The organism is Bacillus sp. 007/AIA-02/001, assembly GCF_004634455.1.
In the GTDB taxonomy this organism is placed as follows: domain Bacteria; phylum Bacillota; class Bacilli; order Bacillales; family Bacillaceae_G; genus Bacillus_A; species Bacillus_A cereus.
Window position 1 is genome coordinate 541552 of the sequence record NZ_SEIY01000002.1, and the last position, 13333, is coordinate 554884.

The window sequence follows — 13333 nt, forward strand, 5'->3', positions numbered from 1 at the left end:
TTTTTAAATTACATGTATATATAAATATCCCCGTCAATAACTTCTACTTCATACGTTTGAATACAACCGTCATCAGGTTTTTGAACTTCACCTGTTAGTAGTGAAATTTTCCAATCATGTAGGGGACAAAAGACGAATTCTCCAGATACAATACCTTCCGCTAATGGCCCTTTTTTATGAGGACAACGATTTTCTACAGCTCGAATATCGCCATTTGAAAGGCGGAATAGGGCGAAAGACATACCTTTCATTTGCACCTCTTTACCGATTTGAATAGGAAGGTCTTCTGCACGCATAACTTTTATTTTTTCTTTCGTTTGTATCATATAGATCACAGCTCCTTATTTCACAGTTTCTACTTCATACATCGCTTTTAATGATTTCGTTTCTAGTGCTTGTCCCCATGCTTCTTTATATGTGCCACGAGCTTTTTGGAAACGTTCATTTAACTTAGTGACCATATTTGCATCTTGCAGTATTTCCTTTATGTGATCGAAGCCTAATCGTTCTGTCCAGTAGGCAGTACGCTCTCCATAAATACCAGTTTCACGATAATATTGCATGTAAGCTGTAGCGATGCGAAGGACATCATCTTCAGTAGGGACAATCATTACAAAATCAGCTTCGCGTACTTCCGTACCACCATTTCCGCCAATATAAAGTTGGTATCCATTTTCGACACAAACAACGCCAAAATCTTTCGTCAGTACTTCCGCACAGTTACGTGGACAGCCCGTTACACCCATCTTCATTTTATGAGGTGTATCTACCATTTCTAATGATTGTTCAAGCAACATACCAAGTCCTAATGAATCTTTCGTACCGAAACGGCAGAAACGAGAGCCAACACATGATTTTACATTACGAAGAGATTTTGAATACGCATATCCAGAAGCCATATTTAATTCAGCCCATACGTTAGGTAAATCTTGTTTCTTAACACCGTATAAGCCAATTCGGCTCGCACCTGTAATTTTCACAAGTGGAACATCGTACTTTTTCGCAACTTCAGCAATTTTCATTAAATCATCTGCTGTTGTAACGCCTCCGTACATACGTGGAATAACAGAGAAGGTACCATCGTGCTGGATGTTACCATTCATTCTTTCATTCACGAAACGGGATGATTTATCATCTTCATATTCTTCTGGAATCGCCATACGTAAATAGTAGTTTAAAGCAGGACGACATTTCGAACATCCATCTTCATGTACAAAACCAAGAACGTTTCGTACTTCTTTTGGAGATTTTAAACCTTTCTCATGAATGGCCGCTACGACTTCATCACGTGATAAAGGTGTACATCCGCACATACCGGTAGACTGTGCAGAAGCATCAAAAGCATCTCCAAGTGTATGAGATAAAACTTGTTCTACAAGCGGACGACATTTACCACAAGACCCTGCGGCTTTCGTACAGGCTTTAACTTCTTCAAAAGTCTTTAACTCCTGTTCTAAAATGGCGTGAACGATTGTGCCTTTCGTAACACCATTACATCCGCAAATTGTGTCATCCGCACTCATAGTAGCAACGTCAAGTTCACATTCTTCACCAGCTTTGTGAAGAATGGAAGCTGGTGTATATTCTTGTATATCTTCTTCTTTCTTTAATATGCTAAAGAGGCGGGTACCGTCAGCTGTATCACCGTATAAAACGATACCGACGACTTTATTATCACGAATTAATATTTTTTTATAGGAACGTTTACATTCATTAAAGATGGATATTGCTTTCGTTTGATCATCTTCATAAATTTGGCCAGCAGAGAATAAATCACAACCAGCAACTTTTAATTGTGTACCGACGATACTGCCCGAATATCCATCAGTTTGTAAATTTGTTATATGTTTTGCTAATATCGCACCTTGTTCATAAAGAGGAGCAACAAGTCCATATGCGATACCGTCATGCTCTGCACATTCTCCAACTGCATAAATGGACTCATCATTTGTTAGCATATAGTCATTGACTACAATACCGCGATTTACAATTAGACCAGCATCTTTTGCTATTTGCGTATTTGGCCGTATTCCGACAGCCATTACGATTAAATCACAATCTACAACTTCACCGTCTTCAAATTGAATGCCCTCAACATGGTCTGTACCAAGAATTTTTACAGTTTTCTTTTCCATTAAAAACTTCATGCCTTGTGCTTCTAAATCTTCACGCAGAAGAGCAGCTGCTTTCGTATCTAGTTGTTGCTCCATTAAGCTAGGCATTAAATGAACAACATGTACGTCCATTCCTAAATCAATTAGACCTCTTGCGGCTTCTAAACCGAGTAACCCGCCACCAATGACAACGGCCTTTTTCTTTTCTTTAGCGGTATCTATCATAAATTGTGTATCTTCAATAGTTCGAAATCCTGTTACACCAGAAAGTGCGGAACCTTCAACAGGTAAAATAAAAGCACTAGAACCTGTTGCGATAATGAGCTTGTCGTATGTAAGAGTACGCTTCTTTTCTGTAATAATAATTTTTTCTTCTCGGTTAATACTTTGAACTCTTTCATTCGTATACAAAGTTATTTCGTTTTCTTCATACCAACTGTATTCATTCATAATGATATCTTGTATATTTGTTTTGCCTTGTAAAACATGAGAGAGCATAATGCGGTTGTAGTTTGGATGCGGTTCATCTCCAAAAATAGTAATCTCATATGAATCACTATCATGTTTTAAGATATCTTCCATACAGCGAATGCCAGCCATACCATTTCCGATCATAACTAAACGTTTTTTCATTTTCGTTTCCCCTTTTTATGTGAAATATTGAACAAAGGATTATATTTTTATTATAGAAAATCAAATAAGGGGGAGATGTGATATTTATCACATCTTTATAATGATTCACAAATTGTTAAAATTCGGTTTTATGTGAAGGGGATGTGAATATTTTTCGCGAAACGAAAAAGCAGGCCATAAGTATTTACACTCATGTCCTGCACTTGATTTATGCTTTCGTAATGGCACGCGGAAATAAAATATTATTTTCTAAATGAATATGCTCAAATAAATCAGACTCTAGCGCTTCGAGGCGTTGGTAAACAAGTCGATAAGTACCGCAAGCACCTTCTGGAGGAGTAAAGTCATTTGTCACTTTACGAAGTTCTTTTATAATATTTCCAGCATGATTGTGCTCATTTTTTAGTTCATTTACTACTTTACGTAACTTAGCATAGTTTTCATTAGTTGGATTTTGTTCAAATTCTAAAATTAATGGAAAATCTTCCATTTCTTCTTTAATTAAATGCTGTTCTAATTCCATTCTAAGTTCATGAAATAGCTTATGAATTTGAGCAAAATGAGGCTGACTTGCCCCATGAACACGTAATACTTTTGTCACATATGGACTTAACTGTGGTAATTCTTCATTTAAATAGCGGTGATGCTTATTTATGACATAATCAATCAATTCACGATAAGAAGCATTTTTCCAATCAATTTCCGATTCATTTAATCGTTTCGTATTATGATAAAGCGTATTTAACTCTGTAAGCACTTCAGTAGCTGATAAATTTCTTTCATGAATTGCATCAATAAGTGGCTTATTACCGCCACAACAAAAATCTATTCTATATGATTTAAAAAGATCACTAGCTTTCGGAAATTGTGTAACAATCTCACCAACAATTGAAGTTTCAGTAAATGTATGTTCCATATGAATGCCTCCATAAAATTTTAATGTAATATCTGAATTAAGAATAGCGATAAATTAAAATCTATGTAGTGATTGAAATCACTTATTCTGTGTCGTTTTTGAGAATAATAAGAAGAATGTTATTAAAATAAGGGGGAAAGTAATAAGTGGTAATATTTTACGTTAATAAAAAAGAAGCTTAGTAAAAGCTTCTTTTTTATTACTATTTTTCACATGCAATTCCATCGCCATCACGATCAAGATGAGAGCTATAACCTGGTTGCCCTTTATGTAAAGGAGCTTTCCCAGCTGCTCTAACTGCAGCACAATTTTTGTAGTATGCACTATCAGTATTACCATTAGCTGGTTGTGTTTGAGCTTGCTGTGCTTTTTGTTCTTCTTGTTGTTTACGAGCTTGTTCATCAGCCTGACGTTTTTGTTCTTCTTGTTGTTTACGAGCTTGTTCATCAGCCTGACGTTTTTGTTCTTCTTGTTGTTTGCGAGCTTGTTCATCAGCCTGACGTTTTTCATCCTCTTGCTTACGAGCTTGTTCATCAGCCTGACGTTTTTCATCCTCTTGCTTACGAGCTTGTTCTTCGGCTAGACGCTTCTCATCTTCTTGCTTTTGAGTTTTTTCGTCCCCCTCTTTCTTTTCTAGCTCTTTTTTCTGTTCGCTATCTTTTGGCTCTTCATTATTAGAGGCAACTTTTGTACTAGTTGCTGTCGTTTTTTCAGAAGAAGGAGCTGAAATACCTAATAACGCAACAAAAATGACAAATAATACAGCTGTAATAATAAATTGTTTTTTCGCTACACCTGTTTTCTTAATAACAGATAAGATTGCTAGAACAAGGAAGAATATAAATAGAATGAAACTTAAAGTAGAAAAAAACTCGACGACGGGGTGTTCCGATTTTGTTGTACCGGCCGTTATTAATATAATAGAAATCATAAAAAGAATAACGGTAGGACGTCCATATTGTTTTGCTTTTCCATTTTTCTTAAAGAATGAAATGATACATAAGATTAAAAGAATAAAAGCAATAAAAAATAAAGCTGCACCGATATTACTTAAAATCGACATTTTCATACCTCCATTTGTAAGATTCTTCTTATTGATTATATAGGAATTTATTGGATATTACACGTTTTGTATAAATTTAGAAAATTAATATTTTTAATAGATTCATAAACATTTATTTCATATATAAGGAAAAATGGATATATTTCCTATTACTTTTTGAAAGAGATTTCATAAATTATAGTATATCGATTGAAAGGAGGAGATTTGAATGGAATTTCAATTGTTGGTAACTTGTATATTACAAGAAGGTAATGCTTACTTTTTAGTAACGAAGGTAGATGATGTTATTACGTTAAAAGTACCGATTACTGCGGGAGTAGCAGGTTTATTTTTAGCTTTAGGTGTACCAAGATGTTCTTAATTTAAATCTATAGTAGAAGAGGAAGGGACATGCCTTCCTTTCCTACTATTACATAATATAATTATGTAAACTTAAATATCATATTTGTGATAGCACGTTTGAAATGGACATGCATATACTATAATGTTTCATTGGATGTTAGCGGTGAAAGGTAGTTTTAATAAGTGCATCCAGTGATATTTTTAAGCTATGAAAATAAAAGAGGTGCTATTATATATGAAAAGAAAAACATTGGATATTCCAGTTACATTGCGAAGAGAGTGGTTTTTAATAGAGTTAGCTCATTTAACGAAAAAATATGGAATTGAAATTGCAACTAGTAAAATGGATGCTGCACCGTTTTTAAGAGATCAAGTTACGGAGTCAAAGATAGGGAAAGGGCTACAATACGATAAATATGATGATGAGTATATAATTGAAAATTAAAGGGTAACAACAAAATTAAATTAATTTATAACAAAATATAAAATAAAGCAGATTCTAAATATAGAATCTGCTTTATTATGAAATACTTGTAGTCAACTAGCCTCTTTCTAGTGTTTTTCCTACATATTTCTCTTGCGTTATTCCAAAAGAGTCACGAAGAATGCGAGCATAATCTTTAGATTCTATTGGTCGTTTATTTTTGGTGCCTTTAAAGGTTTCTGTATAATTTTTATTTGTTAATGATATGTGACCATAAGTAGTTAATTTACAAGTGATAGCTCCTTTATTAAAAGGAGATTCTTTATGCTCTACAATCACTTTTTGAATCTTATTCACTTTTTTCTCATCTATTGGATCTACAGTGAAAGCATAGCCTATTTTCCATTCGTTTGAAGGTTCAGATTGTAAGAAACTTGTAGATTCCCCGTTAGCTCCTTTTCTCATTTCTAAAATATGCGTACCTTTTCGAGTATTTCGCTTACGAATTCGATATTCTCCTGTTTGAGAGGAGATGACTTCTCCGTTAAAAGGGACTGGATGTAAAGGGAGATGAGATGCAAAACCTGCATCCACAACATAATCTTTATCCTCATGACTTAATATGATAATGACATGACCATCATCGGGTTTCCATTTATTATCGTAAAGGTCATAAACAGTACCGGCTACTTTGTATACTTGAAACCCACAATCAATTAAAAAATAATACAATAGGGAGTTTAATTCATAACAAAGTCCACCTCGTTTTTGAATAAGTAACTTTTCTATTAAGTTATCTTTTGAGATATTTTTAATAGTACCAGCCATAATATCAAGATTTTCATAGGGGAGGATCATTCCCATTTTTAAGAGAATTTCATCTAAATCATCAAGTGTTATTTCTTTTGCAGGAATTTCTAAGCGTTTAAAAAACTCCTTTTGTAATTTGGTCATCATAAAGTATTCTCCTTTCTTTTTACAGAATTTTCTTCTGCTCACCGATAGGTTAGTACTTCTAAAAAGTTAATTCAAGTGTGCGGAAATTATCATAATATATGTTTCTGGAAATATGATTTTCTATTCGGAAATTTCAGTTTAATTTTTAATCGTAGGAAAGTCTTATAATACAAGCTCCTTTAAAATTAGTTTGTATTTAATGAAAAGAAAGTACATATCTTTATTATATTTTTAAATAACTAACTAGTAATAAAATGTTTTTTTACTAAAATTTTTTCAAGATTTGTATGCTTTATATAAACAATAATGATTTAAAAAATATCTGGGTGTAGCGAAGTTAACAATTATTGAGAAACTTTTTTGTCGTATTCTATCAAAAGGAAGAGGTAGAAACAAAGAGAATAACGAGAGTTAAGGAAGAGGGTATACAACTAGTAACCTTCTAAAAATAGGGCTAACATCTTTTAAAAATAAAAGATTAGCTATTATTAAGGAAGGGAAAATATAAAATATTATAAAGAACACCTTCTTTCAAAAAAATAGGGGGAGTAATATGCGACTGATGAGAAGATGTGTGGCCTTACTAATTGTATTTTTTATCATGGCTCCAACGATTAGAACAAATGTACAGGCAGAAGTTGTAAAAGAGCTTGGAAAGGGGTTTCCTGATACAGAAGTATTCACACCTGGAGAATGGTTTTTAGGCCAAAAACCTGCTAATTATGATGAGAATAAACCGCCAATTCTCTTTGTACAAGGAAGAAATGGTAATGCTGATAGTTGGTATGGAAAGACAGTATATCATGATATAAATGATATGTATGATTATGCTTTAAAAGCAGGCTATCAAACAGTGTTTATACAATTGTATGATGCTGCAGGGAAAGGTTCGGCTAGTCAGTGGGATAACGGAAAATTGTTAGCACAAAAACTTGAAGAAATATATAATTATTTCGGTAAAAAAGTTAATATTGTAGCGCATAGTAAAGGTGGTATTGATACACAAGCCGCATTAGTTGAATATGGTGCGAATCGATTTGTTGGAAATGTTATTACACTTGCTACACCGCATCACGGCTCAAATTTAGCAGATTTGTCATATAGTTGGTGGGCAGGTTGGCTTGCTTCTATATTAGGTCAAAAAGATGATGGTACGTATTCGTTACAAATAGGTGAAATGGCAAAGTTTCGTTCAATAATAGATAACAACCCAGCAGCTAAATTAAACCGTTACTATACGGCTACTGGAACTAGCTGGGGGCCAACATTTTCTGCATTATCTATGGGCGGGTTATATTTATCATCGTACGGTTCAAATGATGGACTAGTAAATGAATGGAGTGCGAAGCTATCGTACGGTACACATTTATTTACAGATTCCAGATTTGATCATGACAATATAAGAAAAGGATCAGCTGTTTTTGCACGAATTGAACCATATTTACGTACGACAAATGTGGGATTACCAGCTTTAGTAGCATCCAGCACTAGTTCATATGAAGATCTAGAACAATTAAATACAACTTCAAATCAAAATATTTTAGGAGGCGAATTACCACAAAATCAGTGGATAGAGCAAAGTATTTCTGTTGATAAAAAGGCTGAAGGAATAGTTTCTGTACTAACTGCTTCTTCTGATGTAGAAGTACAAATGGTATCTCCAAAAGGAAAAATCTATGCAAATAAAGATAGCGCTATAACTACTGGTGAAGGCGAATCTTTCTTTAATGGGGCGACAATTAGAACATTTAAGTTTGATAAATTGGAAGTAGGCGAATGGAAAATCAAAATGATGGCGAAGCAGTCGAAAGATGCATATTTAGTTGTAAGCGATTACAAGGATGACGCACCATTTGTTCTTCGAATGCCTACAAAAGTTAAAGTAAATAAACCTGAGTATAAACTGAAAAAATCACCTGTGGCACCTGAAATGAAAGGGGATCTTTCCATAACAGTAAGAGTCGTTAATAAAGAAGGTAAGTTAGTCTCTGAATTTAATGAATTACAAAATGTTAATACGAATACATTTACAGGTGCTTTGAAAGATATAAAACAACCGGGAGTATATAACGTTACGATGGATATAAAAGGGATGAATAAAGAAGGAAAACCATATAATCGTACGATTGTTAAGTCGGTTTATGTAGAGAAATAAGGAAGAATAAATAAGTATAATAAACAAGTGCAGAAATCTTGTGTTAGAAAGAATTCTGCACTTGTTTATGTGGGGAGAGATAATAAAAGTTGAAAAAACTGTTATTCAATAAAAAAAGATGCTGAAATAGCATCTGAATGTGAAGAAATAATTTTAACTTAGTTTTGTAACTGTTAATTCAATTGAATTTATACCATTGTCACAAGTTACAATACTTTGACGATTAAAACCACTATTATTTCTAAGTTGAAGAGTTGAATTAGCAGGCACTGTAACAATCGTTTCGCCAACGAGTTGAAGACATTCGTTATTTGATGAAGTATTCATTTGAATAGCGAAGTCACCTTGACTATTAGCAAGTGGATTGTTATTTAAAAATATAGTTATGACTGGGATATGTGGAAATACAGGATTTAAAGTAGTATTAATACTGGAAATGAACGAAACTCTATAATCACCAGCTTGTCTAAAGTGTATAGTAGTAGGATTTAGTAAGGAAACACCTCCTGCTAAAGGTCCAACGTGATTAAATGGAAAAGGATCTCCAAAAGGAACAGTTATAAATTCAGTTTGCCAAAAAGTTCCGTATGCAGGACAGCTTCGTTTATGTGAATGGTCACATGAACATTTTTTATTTGAACTGGAAGAAGATTTGCATGAGCATTTTTTATACGAGTTTGAAGAATGATAGTATGAACCCAAAATATTACCTCCTATTCTTAATAAATTTAAACCACATAGTAGTTTATGAAGATGAATCACAATTGGCGTGTATGCTTGTACTATAAAAGGAAATAGATTTGGAATATAAAGTGGTCAAATGATGAAGCGTAGTATTTGGGTATTACCTGTAACACCTTTTGAAGATGATAAGGTTTATAATTTGATAGAAAAATAAATGGAATTTCTAAATAGATTGAAGTAACGAGGAAACGTTTATCCCGCTATTTTCCGAGCAGTAAGACTCCCATCTCAAAATTCAGCGAAAGCAAAGAAGTTAGGTGGGGGATGAATTAAACCCCCACTCATTAAAATTTCACTTTACTATATTTATTTAGTCTGACAAAACAGAAATATTACCTTTAGCTGTATGGATGTTATCATTTGGTGAAGTTATAATATTTAGCTATATTTATATTAGGTTATTCAGTTTATTTTTTATTTGCGTAGCTGAGCAGGAAAAAGTCAGAAAATATAGAATAATATACATATGAAGCATCGTTTGTTTTTGGTGTGAATAGTAATTAAAGATACGCTAAAATATTTAAAATTGTAACGAAAGAGAGATTAAATAATAGAGGGAGCAACTTACATGGAAAATATATTAAAGGTATCTTCAAAATCAAGCCCAAATTCAGTCGCAGGTGCAATAGCAGGAGTACTAAGAACAAGTGGTAATGTGGAAATTCAAGCGATTGGGGCTGGAGCTATAAATCAAGCGATTAAAGCAATTGCGATTGCAAGAGGGTTCGTCGCTCCAAGTGGTATTGACTTAGCTTTTGTTCCAGCGTTTCAAGAGATTTCTATCAATAATGAAGAAAGAACAGCGATTAAATTAATTGTAGGCCCTAGAAAGAAAAGGTCTTAGTAGAAGAGAGCGTTACTATAAGGGAAAAAGGCCAATAGACTTCCCAGGTTAGATACGCTATTTTATGTAACCGATCCTTGGGTGTGGACACGGCATTATACCGGACTCATGTCTGTTAATTTCTCCTTAAATTTAGCGCGTGTTCTAGATACTTAAAAATGCCAAATCCTTTGTGATATAAGGGATTTGGCATTTTTGATGTTTTTAAAAATAAACAACCTTAAAACTGCTCATTTAGAAGATTTAGTTTTAGTAGCGGCCATTGAACGTTTTTATGACAGTTTACCTGATAAATGGTCTTTCTAATTCTTGCAGCTATAGACTGTTCGTGTTGGTATCTATTCAAGTCAATTTTATTACGCTCCATAACCTTTGTTTTAATTTGATTCAGTGTTCCTGCTCCATCTAGTTCGGTTAATATTGCTATAATTTCATCTAGCCATGAAGTGCTGTTGGACATACATATACCTCCTAATAAAACATGTGTACTTATTTTTATTTTAATCTTTTAAATTTATATATTCATATATTGATTCGACAAAATTAGCAAAATATAAATCTATTGATAATATTATTAAAGCGTTGAATGAGAGCTTTATTCTTTCTGAGGATGAGCAAGAGGAAGATATGTATCAGGCTAATATTGATTCGGATTTTAGTAAAGTAAAGATTGCAGAAGAAGAGAAACCGGAAAATCGAAAAAAAACTAAAATGGAATCTGGTAGGGAAGTATGGCCTCGTGATCCGAAAAAAGCTAAACAAGCTATTAAACAGGCAGAATTTAAATGTGAAATAGATGACACACATGAAACATTTGTATCGGAAGCCAGCCGAAAAAATTATATGGAGGCCCATCATCTAATACCGTTAAGAATGCAACATGATTTTGAAAATAGTTTAGATGTTGTTGGAAATATAGTTAGTATATGTCCGAACTGTCATAGGTTGATTCATTATGGAAGAGACAAAGATAAGAAAAAAGTTTTAGAACTTCTCTTTGAACAAAGAAAAGATTCTTTGAAGAAGTTCGGTATTGAGGTATCTCTCAAAGAGCTATTTGGATACTATGGAATTCTAAAATAAGAATATTCATAGCTATAGTGAAGGTAGAATGTTTCATACTTAAACATAGCTATTATTGTGATGGAAATTTAAATTTCGTCTTTTGAAAGTATCAATAATTTGTATTATTTTTATAGGGTTATATATTTTTCTTTTGCTCTGCTGTATAGCAGAGCTCTTTTTTTTTGTCGTACAAAAGCCACCTATATATGTGAAGTGCACCCCAATTGTTAGGCTGTGTCTAACAATTGGGGTGCACTTCAGTCCTGTCGGGCGGCTTCTTTTAATTTATATTCACCAATTCATCAAACTTAAACTTAGTATTCAAACCAAAGGCATCTGTACAATATATAGTTTTCGTCATCGGTTCAATATGTAATACATTTATGTACATGTCTTGCACCATTCCATCACGATAGTATGAGATATGTATTTCTTCTTCCTCGTGAAAAGATTGCATTAACGCTCTTTCTATTCGTTCCATAGTATCTTGTGTTAAAAAAGGTTTAGGTACTTTATATTGTTCCTCAAACATTCTATGTATTTCCTCGTATTGCTCCGGTATTGAAGCAAACGGATTCCATTTCACCATACCTCTTCCACGTACTACAGGAAAGCTGTTATATCCCATGATGTAATACCTCACTTTTGTTTTTTTAACGCCACTACAAACAAACATGTGTTCTTTTTTAAGGTTTGAAAAGGGACCATTTTGTTAACATGAATATTCAAAAATAATTTTTTCAAGTTAGAATATTCAAAAACTTATTTATGCAAACAAGCATGTCATGATAACATTTAACAAAAGGGGGTAGAAGTAGATGAGTGTTGACATTATTTCTAAAGAAGAAATCACAAAATTATTAAACGAATGGTATCAAGCTATGATTTCACAACGTGTATTACAGTCTCAGAAAATAAAAGAAGATATTGCAAATAAAATCAATAATATTAAGGAAGACCAAACAATATTAGTCTACTACGCTTTATTGAATGCACGGTATAAACTGCTAATTCGGGATATGGATAGTACAAAAGATATTCTGGACAAAATCGAGCCTTTACCAGAGTCTACAGAAACATTTTTAGAGTACTATCATCATTTATTTAAAGCAATTTACGCTATTAATAAAGCAAACCATAGTGAAGCAAGAATGCAATTTGAAAAAGCTGAAACGTTTTTAGAATACATGCATGATGAAATTGAAAAAGCAGAATTTAATTATTGGCTTGCAGTCCATTACTATCACGTATTAAAACCGATCCTAGCAGTTCAATTTGCTACAAAGGCGAATGAAGTATTTTCAATTAGTCCAGGGTATGAATTAAAAACTGCAGCATGCTTAAATACTTTAGGAATGGCACACATTCGACTAAATGAATTCGAAAGTGCAGAGGAATATTTACTTTCAGCACTAGGTACCTTCCAAAAATCTAATGATGAACTTCTTATTAAACGAGTTAAGCATAATTTAGGACTTTTATACGCAAGTCAAAACATGCCAGAGTTAGCAATTAAACACTTAGAGGATTCATTAGAAAATAACGCTAAAACTATGTTTCTTTTAGCAAGAGAACATTTTAAGTTAGGTTATAGTGATATCGCTAATGAATATATTGAGAATGGCTATAAGATTAGCGACTTATGTTATCGTCATCATTTCCGAATTTTAAAAGCAGTACATAACTATGTACCGCAAGAAGAATTAGAAAATGTGGTTATAGAAGGTATTTCGTATTTTGAAAAAGAAGAATTATATGATTGGGTAAAAGAATATGCTTCTCTTTTAGGTGAAAGATTCTATGGTTCAGAAAATCACAGAAAAGCAAGCAAGTATTTGCACATCGCTTTAGATGCAGACAAAAAGAGCATAGAAAGAAGGGCGCTAAAATGAAAAAAGCAATCTTATTAATGATGATGTTATCCGCTGTTTTTACTTTTGGTCTTACTAATGTAAAAGACATACCACAAAACGAAGCAATTGAAGTGTTTATGGATCATGGAGAACATATTTAAAACCTAAGGAAGAGGGCGCTTATAGTGTCCTCTTTTTAATATCTATTATTTATATGATGAGG

At 33.2% G+C, this 13333-nt stretch carries 15 protein-coding genes; 7 read left to right on the forward strand and 8 right to left on the reverse strand.

Annotated elements, in window-relative coordinates:
• Nucleotides 1–8: 8 nt before the first annotated feature.
• From nirD to ES895_RS08230, 4 genes are all read right to left on the reverse strand, one after another.
• Complete coding sequence (nirD, locus tag ES895_RS08215; RefSeq protein ID WP_000616682.1) at nucleotides 9–326, reverse strand: nitrite reductase small subunit NirD; 318 nt, start codon at nucleotides 324–326, stop codon at nucleotides 9–11.
• A gap of 15 nt (nucleotides 327–341) precedes the next feature.
• Nucleotides 342–2747 (reverse strand): NADPH-nitrite reductase large subunit, encoded by a 2406-nt coding sequence (nirB, locus tag ES895_RS08220; RefSeq protein ID WP_135238281.1) that lies wholly within the window; start codon nucleotides 2745–2747, stop codon nucleotides 342–344.
• 208 nt (nucleotides 2748–2955) lie between these two features.
• On the reverse strand, nucleotides 2956–3663 hold the full coding sequence (gene ric / locus ES895_RS08225) for an iron-sulfur cluster repair di-iron protein (RefSeq protein WP_000401359.1): 708 nt from the start codon (nucleotides 3661–3663) through the stop codon (nucleotides 2956–2958).
• Nucleotides 3664–3865: 202 nt separating this feature from the next.
• Nucleotides 3866–4726, reverse strand: a complete 861-nt coding sequence (locus ES895_RS08230; RefSeq protein ID WP_135238282.1) for an excalibur calcium-binding domain-containing protein — start codon at nucleotides 4724–4726, stop codon at nucleotides 3866–3868.
• A 208-nt stretch (nucleotides 4727–4934) separates the two neighbouring features.
• Here ES895_RS08230 and exsG point away from each other — a divergent pair, with 208 nt between their 5' ends.
• Nucleotides 4935–5087, forward strand: coding sequence for an exosporium protein ExsG (gene exsG / locus ES895_RS08235; RefSeq protein WP_000395679.1), 153 nt, complete (start codon nucleotides 4935–4937; stop codon nucleotides 5085–5087).
• A 216-nt stretch (nucleotides 5088–5303) separates the two neighbouring features.
• Complete coding sequence (locus ES895_RS08240) at nucleotides 5304–5513, forward strand: hypothetical protein (protein WP_000824207.1); 210 nt, start codon at nucleotides 5304–5306, stop codon at nucleotides 5511–5513.
• A gap of 96 nt (nucleotides 5514–5609) precedes the next feature.
• Here the strand turns inward: ES895_RS08240 and ES895_RS08245 are convergent, their stop codons facing one another.
• Nucleotides 5610–6449 (reverse strand): arylamine N-acetyltransferase family protein, encoded by an 840-nt coding sequence (locus ES895_RS08245; RefSeq protein WP_000988429.1) that lies wholly within the window; start codon nucleotides 6447–6449, stop codon nucleotides 5610–5612.
• A 553-nt stretch (nucleotides 6450–7002) separates the two neighbouring features.
• Here ES895_RS08245 and ES895_RS08250 point away from each other — a divergent pair.
• Entirely contained in the window at nucleotides 7003–8604 is a 1602-nt protein-coding gene (locus ES895_RS08250; RefSeq protein WP_135238283.1) for a lipase family alpha/beta hydrolase, read from the forward strand.
• 153 nt (nucleotides 8605–8757) lie between these two features.
• Here ES895_RS08250 and ES895_RS08255 read toward each other — a convergent pair whose 3' ends face one another.
• On the reverse strand, nucleotides 8758–9306 hold the full coding sequence (locus ES895_RS08255; RefSeq protein ID WP_000536152.1) for a hypothetical protein: 549 nt from the start codon (nucleotides 9304–9306) through the stop codon (nucleotides 8758–8760).
• A 610-nt stretch (nucleotides 9307–9916) separates the two neighbouring features.
• Here ES895_RS08255 and ES895_RS08260 point away from each other — a divergent pair.
• The gene (locus ES895_RS08260) at nucleotides 9917–10192 is read left to right on the forward strand and encodes a stage V sporulation protein S (protein ID WP_000427801.1); all 276 of its coding nucleotides are present in this window, start codon (nucleotides 9917–9919) and stop codon (nucleotides 10190–10192) included.
• A 220-nt stretch (nucleotides 10193–10412) separates the two neighbouring features.
• Here ES895_RS08260 and ES895_RS08265 read toward each other — a convergent pair whose 3' ends face one another.
• Entirely contained in the window at nucleotides 10413–10652 is a 240-nt protein-coding gene (locus ES895_RS08265; RefSeq protein WP_000071987.1) for a hypothetical protein, read from the reverse strand.
• A gap of 167 nt (nucleotides 10653–10819) precedes the next feature.
• Between ES895_RS08265 and ES895_RS08270 the strand changes: the two genes are divergently transcribed.
• Nucleotides 10820–11275, forward strand: a complete 456-nt coding sequence (locus ES895_RS08270; protein WP_000283853.1) for an HNH endonuclease — start codon at nucleotides 10820–10822, stop codon at nucleotides 11273–11275.
• 262 nt (nucleotides 11276–11537) lie between these two features.
• Here ES895_RS08270 and ES895_RS08275 read toward each other — a convergent pair whose 3' ends face one another.
• Nucleotides 11538–11885 (reverse strand): YolD-like family protein, encoded by a 348-nt coding sequence (locus ES895_RS08275; RefSeq protein ID WP_000541073.1) that lies wholly within the window; start codon nucleotides 11883–11885, stop codon nucleotides 11538–11540.
• Nucleotides 11886–12075: 190 nt separating this feature from the next.
• On the opposite strand from ES895_RS08275, the gene ES895_RS08280 reads away from it, so the two are divergent.
• Both ES895_RS08280 and ES895_RS08285 read left to right on the forward strand, forming a co-directional pair.
• The gene (locus ES895_RS08280) at nucleotides 12076–13149 is read left to right on the forward strand and encodes a response regulator aspartate phosphatase (RefSeq protein WP_000109861.1); all 1074 of its coding nucleotides are present in this window, start codon (nucleotides 12076–12078) and stop codon (nucleotides 13147–13149) included.
• Complete coding sequence (locus ES895_RS08285; RefSeq protein ID WP_000709202.1) at nucleotides 13146–13271, forward strand: hypothetical protein; 126 nt, start codon at nucleotides 13146–13148, stop codon at nucleotides 13269–13271. Before ES895_RS08280 ends, ES895_RS08285 begins: the two co-directional genes overlap by 4 nt.
• The last annotated feature ends 62 nt before the right edge of the window (nucleotides 13272–13333 follow it).